The organism is Loktanella salsilacus (assembly GCF_900114485.1).
In the GTDB taxonomy this organism is placed as follows: Bacteria; Pseudomonadota; Alphaproteobacteria; order Rhodobacterales; family Rhodobacteraceae; genus Loktanella; species Loktanella salsilacus.
Genome location: NZ_FOTF01000028.1, coordinates 1 through 18,230 on the forward strand (window position 1 = coordinate 1; position 18,230 = coordinate 18,230).

An 18,230-nucleotide genomic window follows, 5' to 3' on the forward strand; every position below is an offset into this window, starting at 1 on the left:
TTGCGTGAAAACGCAGGCCGCTGATGTGAAAACGCGGGGGATAAAATCCCCCGCGGTCTGTGTTTTTTTGGTGTGGTGATCATAGCGTGAGCAAAACACCCGATCCCATCCCGAACTCGGCAGTTAAGTGCCACCGCGCTGATGGTACTGCGTCTTAAGACGTGGGAGAGTAAGTCATTGCCACACCTAATAAACACAGACACGTATCTCTCAACGATATAAAACAAACAAATACAGCGACATATGGACAAAAATAACGTCCAATAATGGCGCGGGATGGAGCAGCCCGGTAGCTCGTCAGGCTCATAACCTGAAGGTCGTAGGTTCAAATCCTACTCCCGCAACCAAATATTATTAACAATTACAACGCGTTACACGCCACCTTCGGGCGGCTTTCTGCGTTGGCATTTCGGGTGGTGCTACGCTGGTGCTACGTTTTTCGGGTGCTCGGAGACGGTGGCCGCTGGGGAGCTATAATGCTCTCTATCCAAAAGAAATTGAGATCGTTCTGTCGGACAGAGGCTGGTTAATCGTCGTTGGCCTGCGTGGTTGTTTGGGCCGGAGTATCAAACGGAATGAAGCTTGGTCTGAAAGGCTCACAGTTATTATGTGCTTTGAGGTGGGTGTATTGCACCGTACATGTATCCATAGTTGGTAGATTTTCAGTTGAAATAAGTGCTGACTTCCGTTGGCACTGCTACCTTTAAGATGAGGTGCCCTAGGTTGTCATCAAGGTATAGCGATTGGGATGAGGGCCCGTACTCGTGAGGTCTAACTATGCCGTGCTAATTCCTAGGTTGACAGCTTGTCATTCCTCTTCCAAACCTAAGGTTGTATTATTAATGATGAAAATCTAGAAAGGTGAGCCTAATGTCTCGGAAATTTCTTGCTCGTGCTGCTGCTACAACATGTGTTGTCGGGGGCATGGTTGGGCCGGTGAGCGCAGAGTCGTGTACGTCATATGGCAATACAGTATATTGCAGCGACGGATTCAGTGCTACGCAGTACGGAAACACTGTCTACGGTAGTGATGGTTATTCATCGACTACTTATGGCAACACTGCCTACGGAAGCGACGGTTTTTCTTCTACTGCGTATGGAAATACTGTGTATGGGAGCGATGGTTACTCGGCTACGCAGTATGGAAATACTTTGTACGGAAGTGACGGTTACTCGGCCACGCAGTATGGAAATACAGCTTACGGGAATTGAATGTGAAAACTCACGCCGAGCCATTGAAGGTTGGCTGGATAGTGGATGCCCCTTTCGGTGACTTTGCGTTTTCTGAGCCAAGTTCCTTGTTTCGAACGCGAGATAAGGCTGCCTCAGAACGTGCAGTTCAGGCATGCCCAGCAGTAAATGATCTGGAGCAGCGTCTATTCGTAGTAGCTGCCCCTTTCAGTTTCTCTCTTTCCGTTACGAAGGTTGGAGAAGATTTTGACTTATATGTTGAGTCAGAGAATACGCGTGCCGACGCCGACTTATTAACTCGTTATCTTTCATTCATGCCGCAAAATCTCTGGCGTTCGCCTGATAGACCTGTCTTGCAGGTCTTGCTTCCTTACGTCTTTATCTGTGATGAGATGTGCTATTTGACCCAAACGCCGCCGTATTTAGACTCAGTTTTCAACGATTGGCCGGGAACGATTATCGCGGGTCGCTTTCCAATTACAAATTGGCCTCGAATTCTAAACTGGGCATTCGAATGGCATGATATTGCCCGCCCTATTACTATAAAGCGCGGGCAGCCATTGTGTTATTTTTCATTCGAGGGAACCGACCCGTCTCGCCGAGTTAAGTTGATCGAGGCCAAGGCGACTGATGAGTTGCGTGCCTTCAGAAAAGGTATCGAGGGTATGCCAAAGTTTACATCTGGAACTTTCAAAGTAATGGATGAGGCTAGTAAGCGTCGGCCCAAGACCCTTCTATTGGAGGCTGACCGTGGTTGACGGTTCTCGGCTCATCAACGGAGCTATTGATATACGCGCAGAAGGCTCTTTATTCTATTTTGCATTGGGTGAATGGCTTCGTTCAGATACAAAGGAAGCTGAGTTCGTCGTAGCTCAAAGGTGTGTTATTCCAACTGAGGAGGCACGTGGGTTGCTAACGTTTCTCCTGTCTAATCTTCCTCCGGACAAAGCGGTGCCGGTAAAGTCTGACATTGATGATTCAGCATCGACTTCGGCACCTAAATTAGCAGGTGTTGGTGAAAAGGTTTCGCGGCAACGCTTGTTTAGAAGCATTAAGGAAAATGATGTCAAAGCGCATGGCATTTGAAATGGGTTTTCTCAAAATTTAATATTGCTTAAATTTTTGCGGATTGCAGACAAGGATAAATCGGTTGTTATGAATTTTATCCGTCTTCAGTTTCCTACTAGTGTTTGCCAGAATACGGTAGGGTCCTGAAGGCAAGACGGGTGGTTTTTTCGTCAATTCAAATACGTTTTTTGTCGTTGTTCACATGAACTTTAGTGCACTGCTTTTGGCGTAAATTTTATCGTTATTTTTTATTTTGGTTTTTCTCGAGGTATCGGCGTGCATGCTGGATGGAAAATGTAGGTGGTTCCCCAGTGTTAGTTTTTCTGCAGCTATTCTGCCGTCCGCCCTGTCCGCCGCTGTCCGCCGCCAAGCCCTGTTGATTATGATGGCGGACAGGGGCGGACAGGGCGGACAGCGATTTAGGTCAGTGTCACTTCGATAACGCGACGTCGGTCCTTCCCGGTGCGGGTGTGCGTAACGATCACGCCCCGCGACCGGAGCAGGGGAGCGATGCGGCGAAGTTCGGTGCCAAAGGCTGCGGGCTGGCGCGGGAAAGCGTCGCTGCCTTCAGTGATCGCCGGGTAGCGCTTACGTAGGTATGTAATGAGATCGGCAGTTGTGCCTTCCCAATGGCGCTGTGCCTGGATCATCGTCAAGATCGCACTGGCAACCGCGTTGCATTCCAGCGCCGCTTCCTCTGCCTCTGTGCGGTTCGCGCTGTAGGCGCTCAGAAAGCTCCCCTGAGGCCACCCTAAGGTTTGTTCGGCAGCAGTGACCCATTTTGCGAAGTCGGCCATCCTGGGGCGCTCTGTGAGTCGCACAGAGGGCAGGGCGGCCATCGCCCCTGATATGGCATTTAGTAATGTGCCCAGAATTGCAGGGCGCGCCGCTTCAAAGCGCTTCCAGAAGTCAGCCTCATATTCCCGGCGGGTTTCAGAAATCACGGGAAGATTGAGACTGATGGCCCGGTCCGCCAGGTCGGGCCGCTCTGCCAGTTCAGGAATACCGTTCAAGATGATTGGCCGTGTCGCCTTGAACAGCACCTCGTCGGCGTCGCTGTGCAGCTTACGGGTGGCAAAGCCGCCACCGGTTGCCAGGCGACACAGCGCGTCAGCCATCGCGGGCTTGATCCGCGATAGGTTGTCAAAGGCCAGCACATGCCCATTCTGTGCCGCGATCATCAAGTCCCTCTCATCACCAGGGAAGCTGCGGCTGTCGAGCTCCGCCGGATCAATCAGGCGGCGCAGGACTTTGGCCGTCGTGCTTTTGGCGCTGCCTTGCTCTCCCGTCAGTATTAAAAGCGGGTAGGGGCCTTCAGGTCGCAGTGCGCCCAGGAGCCAGCCAACGATCAGCTTAAAGTCATCATCGTTGCGGACGTTCACGAAGGGCCGCAAACATTCCAGGTCGGCCCCCTGGCGGGCAGGGCGGGGCAGGGCCGCCATGCTAGGAGAGCGGCGGAAACGCGGGCTGCCCATCGGCCTCTCGCGCCAGCCTTCCGCGTCAATGTCGATAACCGACCAATCAGCCCCGCCCAGGTCCAGGGCAAAGCCCTCATCGGTTTGTCCCATCCGAAAGAATACCGGATGAGTCTCGCCTTCAAACAAGGCCTGGCCGATGTACTGCCGCGACAGGTCGTCCAGCTTGGCAGCGGCGGGCGTCTTGCCCTTGGCTTGAAAGTACTCATACGCCAGCAGCCGTTTGAAGCCGCCACTGCCCAAGGCAAAGGTTTCAAAGTGATCGCCGCGCCGGATCGTAGCGAAGGGCATCTTGTCCGGACTGTGCCACAGGTCGGCGTCCTCAAAGAGTGGGACGTCAACGCTGGCGTCGTCAGCTTCAGGCGGTGGCGGGCCATCATCTAACGTAAGGACGATAAGCCGATTGATCTCAGTCACACCCCAGCCGCCTGCGATGGCGTCAGCGGCGTCCCATCCCTTATGTAACGTAATAGGCTGCGCTGCCGGATTGGCTGCATTCTGTACCATTACCTTACATAGGAGCGCGTCAGAGATCGGGATGACCTTCGCGGGGGTGTTAAATTCCCTATGTAAGGTATCAGCGATTTGCGCGGCGTATTCCTGCCCTGGCTCGTCGTGGTCAGGCCATACGATAACGCGCCGCCCTGTAAGGGGCGCAAGGTCGGTTTTGCGAGCCGCGTTCGATCCGCCAAAGGTCGTCGTCGCAATAAAGCCAAGTGTCACCAAAGCATCGGCGCATTTCTCGCCTTCGGTCACGATGATCGGGCGATCTAGGTTTGCGGCCTGGAGTTCGGGAAGGCGATACAGTGGGCGGCTGTCCAGAGCAGTCCAGGTTTCGGCGGTCACGTCATAGGGGATAAAGAACTTATCACCGCCGCCCCGCTCAAAGCGGTTGGCGATCAAAACGGTGTTGCCCTGGGCGTCACAGTAAAAGTGCTGCGTTGTCGGTGCGCCTGCTTTCGGGTGGCGCAATGCCTTGAGATTGTCGCGCATCATTTCAGCCCCCATTCGTTGCCCAAAGTGCGAGCCGCGTCGGTTTGCGTCAGCCCGTTTATGTAGGCGTAAAGGCTCACAGGATCGCCGCCTGCGTCACCTGTGGCAAAGTCTGCCCAGCGTCCCGTAACAGTATTCACCTTGAACGATCCGGCGCGGCGGTCTGCCCTGGTCGGATTACGGGCCACCCATTCTTGGCCGCAGCGTCGCCCATCGGGCAGCCAGGCTACCAAGAGGTCAGGGAAGCGGTTCAGGCAGGCCATATTGACCACAACGAAAGACACGCTGCGCCATTTGGTTTGAGCGCTCATAGCCCCACCTCATGTTCGCGGGACGCTTCAAAGGCTTCCAGGTCTGCCAGGCGATACCGCACAAGGCGTCCGACCTTGATGTAGGTCAGCGCGTAGCGTTTGGTGCAGCGCCAGGTCGCAAGCGTTGTCGTGGACACGCCAAGCCGTTCTGCCACGTCTTGCGGCGTCAGGAGGTTCGGTTTTTGGATTGTAGTCGTCATGTTGTGGGCTCCTTTGAGCATGTTTCATCCATGCTCAAAGGGTCACAGCTTAGCCCGTATCTCTCAATCAAAGCTGATCGCGGATTACGGGAGCTGAACGCTCCCGGAATCTGTGATCAACAGATGGACGGGTTTTCATCAAAATTTGCTACGTGGACGACGCAGGTAGAAAGTTCTTGGTTCAGTACAGATTTTTGCAAGAAGAGGACTAAGACGGTTCACTAGGCCGCAAGGGAACGATATAATCATCCTCTGCCTTCGGGTCCATCTGGCCCGCGCTCCACGCGCTTATAATAAATGCAATTCCAAGCGGAAGCACAAAGGCCAGCAGAAGAAATCCGACTATCAGGAAAAGCCAGCCGTAAGATTTAAAAATTGGCATTACTCCGATCTTTTGTAGGAGGTTCATCTGAAGATTCCACCAATAGCGACCAACTATTGAAACACTTCCGGCCACCGCTGATATGCCTTCTATGGCTGCGCCATAGGCGACATGGGAATCTGGCTTCTTATTGTCATTTTTCATTGGATGCCTTTGCTTTTTTGAAGCTGAACCTGAAGAGAGTCTAAAATTTATTTGGATGAAGAATCTCTATTAGGCTGCCCTGCTTGAGTGATATTTCTGATATTAATTTTGATCTTCGCATTGCATGCCGTTTTATGAAGTCTGAGCCAATAATTACGCACCCAGTTTTTGGGCCCTAAGGTTCTTAATTCCACTCACAATAGCGCTGCGGGGTAGTGCAGGATCAAGTTTCTTGAGGACCATATGCACGGCATCAACAGCATGAGACGCCGTTGATCTGGCTTCGGTAAAATACATTCCTTCAGTGAATGGGTGCTCTGAGTGTTCTTCCCAAACTGGTTTGAAAGCCTCTAAAAAAGCCAAGACAGCATGGTTGGATCTTAGCTTGTGCGTTGCGCTGCGCTTCCGCCAGCTTTCTGTCTCTTGAGCCAATTCATCCGCATAATCGGGACCCCATAGGGCAGCGTGATCGGGGTCGTGTTTGGGCTTGCGATTTATCGCATCTTCTGCTGCCACGGCGATGTCAGTGGCGAGGTTTTGGAGCATTGCCAACGTGTGAGGTTTTTCTCCTAACAGGCTCGACAACACTTTGGGGGATGATCCCTCTGAGAGGCTATCAAATTTCTGAATTTCAATTTCGAGCTTGTCGCTAGCTCGGCCAAATTCATATAAATCCAGCAGGGCGAGGTGCAGTTCCTGCGCAGACCGCGCTACCTTCCCCAAGGCAGCATTTTCTGCTTTTTCTGACTGGTGGAACTCTTCATCATATTTAGCACTGAGAAAGGTGTCGATTGCAGTCGCAAGCCCTGCCTCAAGCCTTTTCTCATCGGTAGGCTCACTACAAAAACTCGCAAGCTTAGCAGTGATCTCGCCACCCAATGCTGTGCTGTACCCCCCTCGGGGTGCATCGCCTCGATACAGCAAGTACCACAGCGGCGCTGTGGCATTGCTTTCGTGGTCTGAAGTTTTACTCATTGTGCCCCGTATAGCTAAACATCGCATCGGTGGCCTTGTTGACAGACTCTCGCACAGGATCAAGGTTCAGGCGGGCATAGACTGCCGTGGATTGCTGGCTGCGGTGGCCTAAGGTTTTGCCAATGATGTAGCTGTTCGCCCCGGTGGCGGCCTGCCAGCTGCCTAGGGTGCGGCGTAGGTCGTGAATGCGCAGATCGGCAATACCTGCTTCTTTCAGAATTCGCGCCCAAGCCTTCTTAGGGTCTGCCAGGTGGCCCTTTGCGCCGTTGCCTGGAAAGACCCAAGGGCCGAGCGAGTGCAGCTTGCGCTCTTGCAGGATCGTCATGGCCTGCGGCGACAGATGTACGATTTGCGGGTCGCTATTCTTCGTGAGCGCAATCCGCCAGGTTGCTGCGTGGAAGTTGATCTCTTCCCACCGCATCGCAAGCGTGTTGGATTTACGCGCCCCGGCCAAAAGCGAGATCATAAAGAAATCCCGCGCGGCCTCATTGGGCTCATTCGCCATGGCCGCAAAGAAGCGGGGCAATTCGTCAGGCTGCAAAAACCGATCTCGGCTTTGTTCGCGGAACTTCTTAATCCCTGTCGCCGGGTTCGCGCCCTGCCAGCCCCAATCCGCCGCCTTGTTAAAGATTGAGCGAATAAGCTCCAAAAGCCGGTTGGCTTGATAGATACCGCTGTCTTTGCCCACCTTGGCGTGAAGCCGCTCCACCTCCGGCTTTTCGATGCTCGATATTCTGCGCTTGAACCAATGCCGCAGGAACTTGTTCACCTCCCGCTCGTCATAGGCCCAGGAGCGCTTATGCACCTTTGAGTGCTTTTCCAGGTATTCGGTGAACAGCGCTTCAAAGGTCATTTCGTCACGGATCGCCCGCTTGGCCTTTTGCGGGTTCTCGCCCATCGCGATCTCGCCCTTGGCACTTGCTGCAAGCTTGCGGGCGTTCTCTACTGTCAGGTCAGGGAACTTGCCTAGCAACAGCCGTTCGGGGCGTCCGTCGATCCGCTTGTATAGATAGAAGGTTTTGCTGCCTGCCGCCGTAACCGCCAGCACCAGGCCCTTTTCCTTGCCGTCGTAATAGTAATCCCGCTTGCCCTTTTCAGCTGCCTTGGCCGCCGATAGGGCCGCCTTGGTGAAGTTGATCTCAAAGCTTGCCATATGTCTGTCCTTAGATGCGGTGCTACACTGGTGCTACACTAGAGCGCAAATACGGACAATCAGCAGTTGTCTTGAGTAAAGCAGATATGGGCTTAAGCGGCTGTTTTAGATAGGTTAAAGGATGTTCAGCAATGCAGCGCAAACAACGGGCCGTTAGACTCATAACCTGAAGGTCGTAGGTTCAAATCCTACTCCCGCAACCAAAATATTTGGACTAATTACAAAGACATAACAGCCACCTTCGGGTGGAATTTTGCGTTCGTGTGGCTGGTGTGGAAGCACCCAGCGTCAATGCGCAGCTATGGCGAACCATACACGCTGGCAGGATAGCCGGATCCACCCGCTAACACTGATCTGCGAGTCTCTTCGAAAAGCCCGATTGCGCACCATCGCTGCGCTCTGCGCGAGCGATCGCTCAGCGGACAAAGCTGCGGGCGTAAAAGCCCAGACGATGCTGCCGCGTCTTCCGTGGTGGAGAGCGGAAAGTGGACATTCGCTTTGAGCGCGAGCGATAATTTGTGATGCCATTTGTTCGATTTTGGCATGAACCACGACAGCCTGTTACTTGTTCCGATATTTGCTCAGATGTGTCGGGCCTACATCATCAAAGGTTGAAACGCCAAGCTGCCCTAAGGCGCGGACCAGTTCCAGATGTAGGATCTCGAATGCCTTTTGTGCGCCAGCGTCACCACCCGCGCCGACGCCGTAGGCAAACGCGCGGCCTGCGAATGCAAAGTCTGCGCCAAGCGCCTTGGCGCGCAACATATCAGCGCCGCGCCGGATGCCGCTATCGACGATGACGGTCATGCGCCCCGCTACTGCATCTGCGATAGCGGGGAGGGCCTCAATCGTGGGTGGGCCAAAATCCACCTGACGCCCGCCGTGATTGGACACAACAATTCCATCGCAGCCCAATTCGGCGCAGGTCACGGCGTCTTGCGCGTGCAAAATGCCTTTGACCAGGAGGCGACCCTTCCAGCGAGCTCGCAATCGTTTGAGGTCATCCCACGTGAACCCTGGCGTGATCAGGGTTTTTTGCACCTCTGCATAAGAGGTCGCGCCTTGTAGCAGGTTTGCGTAGTTGGCGACGTTCGGTGCGCCATATTTCAGGCTCCTCAGCGCCCACCGCGGGTTCATCGCGCATTGCAGGATGACGTCGGGCGTAAAGCGGAACGGCACGGCAAGCTGGTTGCGGATATCGCGGTCGCGCTTGCCTGCGGCGGGCACATCCGCCGTAACCATTAAGGTGGTGTAGCCCGCAGCTTCTGCCCGAGCGATCAGGCCTTCTGTCACTGCCGCATCGCTTGAGACATAGAGCTGGAACCAGCCGTTGCCGTCGGCGGCTTCGGCCAATGCCTCTAACGTGGTCGAAGAAGCCGAACTTGCCACATAGGGGATGTTCTGCGCCTTGCACAGCCGCGCGAGCGTCAGATCGGCTCCGGGCCAAAAGGCGTTGAGCATACCGATCGGGGCCATGCCGAAAGGCGCATCGTAGGTTTGGCCAAAGACAGTTGCGGTTGTGTCGATCTTGGACACATCCACCATATAGCGCGGGGTCAGTTCGACCTCTTCAAACGCCTCACTATTGCGACGCATATTGCGTTCGTTTTCCGCACCGCCATCGACCAGATCAAAGGCGAAACGCGGAATTCGGCGTTTGGCACGCAGTCGCAGATCGTTGATAGAGGCGGCGCGATCTAGTCCCATCAGATCGACCACCCGCCATCGACAGCAAAGGCTTGCCCTGTGGTGAAAGCTGCCATGTCTCCGGCCAGATAACACACCATCTCGGCGATTTCTTCGGGTTGGCCTAGGCGGCCCATGGGTTGGCGTTCCTTGAAGGCGGCAAGGGCCTTGTCAAAGTCACCGGTGGCGGCAAGCCGGTCGTTCAGCGACGGGCTTTGCACGGTGCCGGGACAGATGGCGTTGCAGCGGATGCCGTCTTTGACGAAGTCAGCGGCAATCGCCTTGGTCATGCCGATGATCGCCGCCTTTGAGGCACCATAGGCAAAGCGGCGTGGCGCGCCTTTTTCACTGGACACGATAGAGGCGATATTGATGATCGACCCCGCGCCCTTGTCCAGCATCCCTGGCAGCACCGCTTTGGTGATGCGATACATGGCCTTGGCATTCAGGTTAAACGCACGGTCCCAGACGGCGTCGTCACAATCAAGAATTGTGCCGTCATGCACCCAGCCTGCGCAGTTCAACAGAATGTCCACGGGTGCGACAGATGCGACAAGGGCTTCCACCGCCGCGGCATCCAGCACGTCCAGTTGCATGCCTATGATGTTAGGTGACGTATCAGCCAGTTCAGCAACCAAAGAGCCATCCAGATCAGTGGCGATTACCTGCACGCCGCGCGCCGCGAGCGCTTGCGCGCTGGCACGGCCGATGCCTGCACCCGCAGCGGTAATCAGTGCAGTTTTGCCTTTCATTGAGTGTCCCATAGAGTTCCTCCTAACGGGCGAGCCAGCCGCCATCGACGGTGACGACGCTGCCGTGGCAATAATTGGCGGCGTCAGACGCCAGAAAAACCGCAGCGCCTGCGATCTCGGACGGATCGGCAAAGCGGCCCGCCGGAATGCGTTCCAACAGCGCTTTAGATCGGTCGGAATCGTCGCGCAGCGCCTGAGTGTTGTCTGTGGCGGTATAGCCGGGTGCGATGCTGTTGACGTTGACACCGTATGGCGCCCATTCGTTGCACAGGGCCTTGGTTAGGCCGACGACCGCATGTTTGCTGCTGACATAGGCCGGCACGCGCAGGCCGCCTTGCGACGCAAGCACAGAGGACACGATGATAATTTTGCCTGACCCTTGCGCCACCATCAGTTTGCCCGCCGCCTGCGATAGCAACCAAACGGAATCGAGGTTGACCGACAGCACGCGCCGCCAATCTTCCAGCGGCATCTCCGTGCTGTCTTCGCGATGGATGATCCCGGCGTTGTTAACCAGAATATCAAAGCCGTCTAAGGCATTGCTGGCAAAGTCGACGACGTCTTTGGCTGCAGCCTGATCCATGCCGTTGAAATCTGCCTGCACGGCGAAACCTTTGACGCCCAACGCCCTAATTTTGGCGAGGGTGTCGTCGGGTTGGTGGCTGCGATAGGTCAGCGCCACATCGGCCCCGGCGGCGGCAAGGCCGAGGGCAATGCCCTCGCCGATGCCAGTTGCCCCGCCGGTGACCAGTGCTTTGCGGCCGGTCAGGTCAAACGGGTTGCCCATATCAGTACCGGTTCGCAATCGGCAGCTCTTCGGCAGGGAAGAGGCTGATGACCTCGCAACCATTTTCTGTCACCACGACCTCTTCCTCGATCCTTGCGGCGGAATAGCCGTCGGTTGCGGGGCAGTAGGTTTCCAAGGCGAAGACCATGCCGGTCTTGATTTCCATGGGGTGATCCATCGACACAGCACGGCTGATGATGGGCCGCTCATGTAGCGCCAGACCAAGGCCATGACCGAATTGTAGACCAAAGGCTTGATCTTCATTCGCAAAGCCAAGTTCCTGAGCTGTTGGCCAAACCGCTGCCACCTTGTCGGTGGAAACGCCCGGTTTGATCATCGCGATAGAGGCATCGATCCATTCGCGTGCCTTGGTGTAGGCGTCAGTTTGCGACGGTGTCGCGCGGCCGACGTTGAACGTTCGGTAGTAACACGTCCGATACCCTTGATAGGATTGCAGGATGTCAAAGAAAGCCTGATCGCCGGGTCGGATTAGGCGGTCGGTAAAGTTGTGTGGGTGCGGGTTGCAGCGTTCGCCGGAGATGGCGTTGACCGCCTCGACGTCGTCTGATCCCATCTCGTAAAGCAGCTTGTTGGACAGCGCGACAATGTCGTTTTCGCGGATGCCCGGCTTCAGCTCTTCATAGATCATGTGATAGACGCCATCGACCATCGCTGCCGCTTGCGTCAAAAGCTGGATTTCGTCTGTATTCTTGATCTCGCGCGCTGCCAGCATGATCTGTTGGCCATCGACCACGTTGAGGCCTTCTTGTTGCAGCGCGTGGAACATTGCGGTTTCAGCATAATCCACACCAACGGGCATATCGCCCATACCGGCATCGCGGATCAATCCGGCGATCTGCTTGGCATACTTCTGCATCAGGCCGAATTCCGGCGGGATGGTGCCGCGCATGCCGACGACACCGGCAAGGCAATGGCTCGGCTCCAGCCAGTCGGAGTGGCGCTTGTGGTGCTCTGCCGCGGAGCCGAAATCCCAAACATAAGGGCTGTCGTCACCTGTCAGCAGGCAGAAACGGCACATCTTGTCGCGTTCCCATTCGCCGATTTTGGTGGCCGAAACGTAACGGATGTTGTTCACATCAAACAACAGCAGTGTGCCCGCCTCTGAATTTTGTAGGGACTGGCGGGTCCGCGCAAGGCGGTAGCGACGCAGGCGGTCGTGGTCGATACGGCGTTCGAAATCCACGGACATGTGGCCATGCGCTGGCAGTTTGTCGCGCCATTCCCAGTTGGGTTGAAGATCCATTGGGGTAAGCAGGTTCGGCATGAGGGCATTGCCCGGACGTTCTGACATGGAAGTCTCCTTCGAGGCGCAGGGCCCCTTTTGAATTTGAAATTTGAAAAGGGCTGGTCGTTACTGGATGCACCAGCCGCCATCGACGTGGATCATCTGGCCGGTCATGTAATCGCTGTCGTCGGACGCGAGGAATGATGCGGTGCCGACGATGTCTTTGGGATAGGACACCCGCTTGATCTGCAGTGCATCGCGCACGATGTCGTCGTAGGCTTGACCTTCTTTTTCCTTGAAGCCGATATCGACAAGGTCCTTGTCCAGCTGTTCCCAAAGCGGTGTGACAACAACGCCGGGCGCGTAGCCGTTCACAGTGATGCCATGTTCGGACAGGCCGATTGCGCCACAATGGGTCAGGGCAAGGCAGCCGTATTTCGAAGTGCAATAAACGGTGACGTCCACCAGCGGCTTGCGCGATGCGATGGATCCGACATTGATGAGCTTGTAAGGATGGGCTTCCATCGGGCCTTGGGCGATCATCTGGCGGGCAGTTTCCTGCATGCCCAGCCACATCGCCTTTGTATTGACGTTCATGATCATGTCCCAGTTGTCTTCATCGATATCCATGAAGAAGCGGGGCTTGTTCAGGCCGGCATTGAAGACACCAACATTGATCGACCCAAAGGCGGCGACGGTTGCCGCCACGGCAGAGGCATTGTCTTCACGCTTGGTGACATCCATTTTGACCGCGATGGCCTTGCCGTTGCCGGCTGCATTAATCTCGTCCGCGACGGCTTGCGCCATATCAAGGTCCAGATCGCCGATACAGACGTTTGCACCTTGCTCTGCAAAGGATCGGGCGTTGGCCTCGCCCATGCCGCGGGCGGCACCGGTGATAAGAATGTTTTTACCTTTGAGGCGGTTGGGGTCCATGGGTGTCTCCTCCTGACGTCATGACTATGGTGGGGATAGGGTTGCGTCGGCTCTCTCCTGCGCGCGGCGCAATGCGTTTTGCGGGGTGATGATCCCGCGCAGCATGTCGTGAAATTCTTCTCCGCAGATCTGGATGATCTCGTTGATTTCGGGGATCGGGGGGCGCGGCCAGAACTGCAATTCGTCGCGCCAAGACATGGCATCCACGGCTTCGAATATGGGTGAAAGGCGCCGTACATCGGGGTCTGCGCCCACGGAATAACGCGGGTTTGTCCGGCTGCCGTTCTGCACATACAGCTTTTGTGCTGGGGCCGATGTGAAGACCAGCAAGGCCTCTACCGCTGCGGGGATACGCTCTTTCGGCAAGTTGGCGGGAATGCCCATCACATAGCCACCGACGGGTGCAATCGCGGCCCCATTCGGGCCAGCGGGATGAGGTAGATATCCGGTCTGATCCTTGGCGGGCGACGCGTCATCAAGCTCGAAATAGGGCGCAAGAAGCGTGTAGCCGTAAGCCATCGCAATGCGCCCGGCGGCGTAAGGACGGATGCGTTCGTACCACGACATCGACAGGATATCGGGGGGCGAATAGGCCAGCAGTTCTTTTAGAAACTCAGCCGCTTGCAAACCCGCTGGCGTATCAATCGTGAACCTGTATGCGCGGTCCGCTAGACGCTGCGTATCATATCCACCTGCATTCGGTGTTAGGTCAAGAATGGGTTGCCCAAAGTCGGCCAAGGTCATCAGAACGGTGTGGCCCAAAGCGGTCCCGCGTGCAGCGTTCCATGCAATGCCATGCAGGCCGCGTTGTGGATCGTGCAGTGCCTTTGCCGCTTCTAGCAGGCCCTGGGTTGTGGTGGGCGGGACAAGACCCGCCTGTGCAAACAAGTCCTTGCGGTAGAACAAAAGCTCTGGCGTTGTTTGGGCCGGGATGCCGTATGCACGACCGCCCCAATGGGCTGCTTGCCAACCGGCTGTATGGAAATCCGATGGATCAATGCGGGCAATATCCATTATCTCATCAAGCGGCATCAGGACATTCTGTTCCGCAAACCCACCGACCCAAGGAAGGTCAACGGCGATGATGTCGTAACTGCTCGACTTGCGACTTGCGTTGCGCATGGTTTCTTCGTGTAGGCGGTCAATCGAAAACGCGCGTTGGTGAATTTGCGTGCCGATTGTCTGTTCGAATTGCCGCTTAAGGTTTTCCATCACCATGAAGGTCGGATCACCATGCACCAGAACCCGCAAGCCACCCGCAAGTTTAAGCGACTGGGCCAGAACCTTCATCGGGGGGATCGATTTGGCGTTCAGGTACGACCCGCCAAAGTAGTAGTCGGCTGACTCTGACGATGCTGCATCACCAAACTGCGCAGTCGCAAGGCGTCGCACGCGGTTTGTCAGCTGGGTCCATTGATCCAGCAAAACAACACTGGGATGCAGGGAAAAGCTTTTCCCTGTCGCTGTGCGGGGGCGTTGGTCAATCAGGCCCGCCTCTTGCATGTCCTTGATGCGGCGATTGGCGGTTGCATATGGCGCGCGGCTGGCACCGATCAGCGATGTCATCGTGATCAGCCGGCCTTCTAGATGGCCGCGGATCAGATGCATTGAAATGCGCAGGTTCGGGGTCGATGCAAACAGGGCGGATGCGTTTTCCAGCTCGTCGCCTAGGTCCTCAATGAAGGACAGCGTGCGAAGCATGTCGGCCTTCGCCCGAGGCGGCATGAGTTGATTGAAATGCTCCCCCCTCATGACGTTCATACTCCTGATCGCTGCCTTCCCTTTGGTGTGGCGTTTGCCACGCGGTGTATTCAAAACGGATGATTTTACAGTCTTCATGCGTTGCACCTTATATTGCGGTGGGGGTGGCCCTAGAGAGTATCGCAAATATATCGAGAACGGATATAATTTCATCCAGAATGAATAATATTGGAGGGGCCAACCCTAAACGGCACCGGCATGGTAACGGTGATCATACCGGTTCGCCGGGTGGTGATTCCCCCTTGGGAGAGAGTGGGGGAGAGGCTTAAACGTCTAATAAGTTCTTGGAGGAGATCACTATGACACTACGCACAGTCCTGACCGCCACGGCTGCAACAGCAGCACTGACCGTTGCAGGTGCAGCACATGCAGAGGCCCACGGCCCGATGCGCATCGGCATTACGCAGAACAACGTCGGCGTGGACAGCTATCAGACAACCTATGAAAAGGCGTTCATCGCGGCGGCCGAAGCCAATGACAAAGTCGAAGTCGTGGTTCTGGACGCCGGCGGCGACGTCGCTCGTCAGATCGCCCAGATGGAAGACCTGATCCAGCAGGAAGTCGACGCAATCATCATCTGGCCAACAAACGGCGAGGCGGTCATCCCCGCTGTGCGCAAGGCACATTCTGCCGGCATTCCGGTCGTCGTGACCAACTCTAATATTGCGGAAGCCGGCTTTGACTTTGTCGCGACATTCTCTGGCCCGGACAACGTCACGCAGGGATCGCGCTCTGCCGAGATCATGTGCGATCGCTTCAAGGCGCTGGGTATTGAGAACGAAGCCCAAGTCGTGCAGATTTCCGGCCAGCCCGGCTATACCACAGCGATCGAACGTCAGCAGGGTTTTGACGACCGTCTGCCAGAAGTTTGCCCGAACGTGACACTGGTCGAAACGCAGCCAGGCGATTGGAACCGTGAAAAGTCCCAGCAGGTGATGGAAGCGTTCCTTGTAAAGTATGACAATATTGACGGCGTCTATGCGGGCGACGACAATATGGGCGTTGGCGCGCTGAACGCAGCGCTGGCAGCAGACCGTGCCGAAGGGATCACTTTTGTCGGCGCGACCAACTTTTCGGTCGGCTACGAGGCGATGGAACGCGGCGAGTATTGGGGGTCGATCTACCAGTCTCCGGTTGATGACGCCGAAGCAGCGCTGCAGTCCGCCATCGAACTTGTCAGCGGTACGGAACTGCCGTTCCTGAACTACTTTGACACGCCCAAGATTACGCAGGACAACATGTCAGAGTTCACAAAGCCGGTGTTCTAAAGAACCCAGGTTTTGCGGGGCGCTGTGGCGCCCCGTTTCCATTCCACACTCACCATCGTTTTACGGGGGGATGCGTCATGGGACGTGTAACTGGACGGTCATGTCTTGTGACCGGCGCAGCGCAGGGCATTGGCCGCGCCATCGCAGAGGCGCTGCTGGATGAAGGTGCCGACGTTTGTTTTGCGGACATCAACGGCGAAAAGGTCGCCCAAGTGGCCGGGGCGAATGTCGACAGGGCCAAACAGCATGGCGGAAAGGTGACCCACGCACGGGTCGACGTGACGGACCGCGCGTCCGTGAAGGCGATGATCGCCCATACGGTGCAGGTCTTCGGCAAGCTTGATGTGAAATTCAACAATGCTGGCGTAAACCGCCCGATGAATTTTCTGGATGTCACCGAAGAGAACTGGAATTTCATTATGGGGGTCAACGGCTTGGGTTGTATGATCGGGATGCAGGAAGCAGCCCTTCAAATGATCGCCCAAGGCACGGGCGGCAAGATCATTAATACCGCCTCCATCGCGAGCCGGCAGGGGTTTGACAACGTGGCACCCTATTGTGCCAGCAAATTCGCCGTCGTGGCGCTGACCCAATCGGGCGCGCGCGATCTGGCGAAACATAACATAACTGTCACGGGCTTTGCACCCGGGGTGGTGGCCACGGAAATGTGGGACCAGGTCGACCAGGATCTGATGGAGATTGGCGCTGCCGAAAGGCCAGGTCAGGCGATGGAGGAGTTTTCGTCTGAAATCCTGCGCGGGCGTGTTGCAAAAACTGAGGATATTACTGGGACGACGACGTATCTGGCGTCGAAAGACAGTGACTACATGACCGGACAAATCGTGATGATCGACGGTGGGATGACCCTAGTCTGATCAAGGGGTCAACAATGGCCGGGGCCTGGCCCGTAGGAGGGGAATATGGCGAGCATGTCGAAAGCAGACATCGGACGCATCTTGGCACGGCAGGGCATTTTAATCGCGTTTGCCGTGTTCATCATCGGTTTTACACTGGTCAATGAACGGTTTTTAAGCCCTGACAATGTGATGGGCGTGGTGCGGTCTTCGGCCATTCTGGGGGTCATGGCGCTAGGCGTGACCTTTGTCGTTATCAGCGGTAACCTTGATTTGTCTGTCGGGTCGATGATGTCGTTTTCGACCATCGTAGTTTTAGATTTGCATGACAAAATTGGTCCCGCGCTGGCCATTCCCGCCATGTTCGCAATGACGCTGTGCCTTGGGGCATTCATCGGATTTCTGGTGGGCTACCTCAAGCTGAATTCCCTGATTGTGACGCTTGGCATGTTGTCGGCGATCCACGGCCTGACGCTGACCTATTCGGGCGGCCAGAACATGGACATCGTCGACAAAGAAGGCACTTGGTTCAGCGTATTCGGCCAAGGGTCTGCACTTGGAATTCCGGTGCCGATCCTGATTTTCGTCGCTTTGGCAGCGCTTTTGGGGATCATTTTGGCCAAGACCCCGTTTGGGCGAAAAGTCTATGCTGTGGGCGGCAACGGTACCGCCGCAACCTTTTCAGGCATCAAACGCGGGCGCATTGTGTTCCTGTGTTACGTGATGTCGGCCTTTTGCGTGGCCGTCGCGGGGCTGATCCAAGCCAGCCGGTCGATGGGGTCGCAAAACACCGTCGGGCAAGGGCTGGAGCTTGACGTGTTGGCTGCCGTGATCCTGGGGGGCGCGTCGCTACTGGGCGGGTCTGGCACGATTTTCAAAACCGTCATCGGCGTGCTGATCCTTGGGTTTATCCAGAATGGTCTGCTGCTGGTCGGCCTTCAATTCTATGTCCAGTTCGTTGTGACATGGGTCATCATCATCCTTGCGGTCTGGCTGGATATTGCGGCCAAACGCGGCAAGCTTTGGTCAAACATCGCGTAGGAGAGCG

At 55.8% G+C, this 18,230-nt stretch carries 17 protein-coding genes, 1 tRNA gene and 1 rRNA gene; 7 read left to right on the forward strand and 12 right to left on the reverse strand.

All coding sequences use genetic code 11. The features are described from left to right. Positions 1-71 precede the first annotated feature (71 nt). The 4 genes from rrf to BM131_RS20035 all read left to right on the forward strand — a co-directional run bounded on the left by rrf (position 72) and on the right by BM131_RS20035 (position 2,277). Positions 72-186: ribosomal RNA gene (rrf, locus tag BM131_RS17125) — 5S ribosomal RNA — on the forward strand. 84 nt (positions 187-270) lie between these two features. After that, positions 271-347 (forward strand) — tRNA-Met (locus BM131_RS17130). 867 nt (positions 348-1,214) lie between these two features. Further along, positions 1,215-1,949, forward strand: a complete 735-nt coding sequence (locus BM131_RS20030; protein WP_139222681.1) for a hypothetical protein — start codon at positions 1,215-1,217, stop codon at positions 1,947-1,949. Beyond that, complete coding sequence (locus BM131_RS20035; protein WP_139222682.1) at positions 1,942-2,277, forward strand: hypothetical protein; 336 nt, start codon at positions 1,942-1,944, stop codon at positions 2,275-2,277. The genes BM131_RS20030 and BM131_RS20035 overlap by 8 nt, the downstream gene beginning before the upstream one ends. Before the next feature lie 401 nt (positions 2,278-2,678). Here BM131_RS20035 and BM131_RS20555 read toward each other — a convergent pair whose 3' ends face one another. The 12 genes from BM131_RS20555 to BM131_RS17195 all read right to left on the reverse strand — a co-directional run bounded on the left by BM131_RS20555 (position 2,679) and on the right by BM131_RS17195 (position 15,000). Beyond that, complete coding sequence (locus BM131_RS20555; RefSeq protein WP_090191425.1) at positions 2,679-4,730, reverse strand: hypothetical protein; 2,052 nt, start codon at positions 4,728-4,730, stop codon at positions 2,679-2,681. Next, positions 4,727-5,038 (reverse strand): hypothetical protein, encoded by a 312-nt coding sequence (locus tag BM131_RS17145; RefSeq protein ID WP_217646884.1) that lies wholly within the window; start codon positions 5,036-5,038, stop codon positions 4,727-4,729. The genes BM131_RS20555 and BM131_RS17145 overlap by 4 nt, the downstream gene beginning before the upstream one ends. Continuing rightward, positions 5,035-5,238: a helix-turn-helix domain-containing protein gene (locus BM131_RS17150; protein WP_090191427.1), complete on the reverse strand. Its 204-nt coding sequence runs from the start codon at positions 5,236-5,238 to the stop codon at positions 5,035-5,037. Before BM131_RS17150 ends, BM131_RS17145 begins: the two co-directional genes overlap by 4 nt. A 208-nt stretch (positions 5,239-5,446) precedes the next feature. Beyond that, complete coding sequence (locus tag BM131_RS17155; protein ID WP_090191428.1) at positions 5,447-5,764, reverse strand: hypothetical protein; 318 nt, start codon at positions 5,762-5,764, stop codon at positions 5,447-5,449. Between the two features lie 153 nt (positions 5,765-5,917). Continuing rightward, positions 5,918-6,739: a hypothetical protein gene (locus BM131_RS17160; RefSeq protein ID WP_090191429.1), complete on the reverse strand. Its 822-nt coding sequence runs from the start codon at positions 6,737-6,739 to the stop codon at positions 5,918-5,920. Beyond that, on the reverse strand, positions 6,732-7,892 hold the full coding sequence (locus BM131_RS17165; protein ID WP_090191431.1) for a tyrosine-type recombinase/integrase: 1,161 nt from the start codon (positions 7,890-7,892) through the stop codon (positions 6,732-6,734). Before BM131_RS17165 ends, BM131_RS17160 begins: the two co-directional genes overlap by 8 nt. A 561-nt stretch (positions 7,893-8,453) precedes the next feature. Then, positions 8,454-9,599, reverse strand: coding sequence for an alpha-hydroxy acid oxidase (locus BM131_RS17170; RefSeq protein WP_245754289.1), 1,146 nt, complete (start codon positions 9,597-9,599; stop codon positions 8,454-8,456). Continuing rightward, positions 9,599-10,330 (reverse strand): SDR family oxidoreductase, encoded by a 732-nt coding sequence (locus BM131_RS17175; protein WP_372804514.1) that lies wholly within the window; start codon positions 10,328-10,330, stop codon positions 9,599-9,601. The genes BM131_RS17170 and BM131_RS17175 overlap by 1 nt, the downstream gene beginning before the upstream one ends. A gap of 22 nt (positions 10,331-10,352) precedes the next feature. After that, on the reverse strand, positions 10,353-11,117 hold the full coding sequence (locus BM131_RS17180; protein ID WP_090191436.1) for an SDR family oxidoreductase: 765 nt from the start codon (positions 11,115-11,117) through the stop codon (positions 10,353-10,355). Between the two features lies 1 nt (position 11,118). Further along, on the reverse strand, positions 11,119-12,429 hold the full coding sequence (locus BM131_RS17185; protein WP_090191437.1) for a M24 family metallopeptidase: 1,311 nt from the start codon (positions 12,427-12,429) through the stop codon (positions 11,119-11,121). A gap of 60 nt (positions 12,430-12,489) precedes the next feature. Then, entirely contained in the window at positions 12,490-13,299 is an 810-nt protein-coding gene (locus tag BM131_RS17190; protein WP_090191439.1) for an SDR family NAD(P)-dependent oxidoreductase, read from the reverse strand. A 24-nt stretch (positions 13,300-13,323) separates the two neighbouring features. Next, positions 13,324-15,000, reverse strand: coding sequence for an ABC transporter substrate-binding protein (locus BM131_RS17195; protein WP_341224260.1), 1,677 nt, complete (start codon positions 14,998-15,000; stop codon positions 13,324-13,326). A gap of 359 nt (positions 15,001-15,359) precedes the next feature. Between BM131_RS17195 and BM131_RS17200 the strand changes: the two genes are divergently transcribed. The 3 genes from BM131_RS17200 (at position 15,360) to BM131_RS17210 (ending at position 18,223) form a co-directional block, all read left to right on the forward strand. Then, positions 15,360-16,328 (forward strand): sugar ABC transporter substrate-binding protein, encoded by a 969-nt coding sequence (locus tag BM131_RS17200; protein WP_090191442.1) that lies wholly within the window; start codon positions 15,360-15,362, stop codon positions 16,326-16,328. A 77-nt stretch (positions 16,329-16,405) separates the two neighbouring features. After that, positions 16,406-17,203, forward strand: coding sequence for an SDR family NAD(P)-dependent oxidoreductase (locus tag BM131_RS17205; protein WP_090191444.1), 798 nt, complete (start codon positions 16,406-16,408; stop codon positions 17,201-17,203). A gap of 45 nt (positions 17,204-17,248) precedes the next feature. After that, positions 17,249-18,223 carry an ABC transporter permease gene (locus tag BM131_RS17210; RefSeq protein ID WP_090191445.1) on the forward strand — a complete coding sequence of 325 codons (975 nt, stop codon included), beginning with the start codon at positions 17,249-17,251 and terminating at the stop codon, positions 18,221-18,223. Positions 18,224-18,230: the final 7 nt, after the last annotated feature.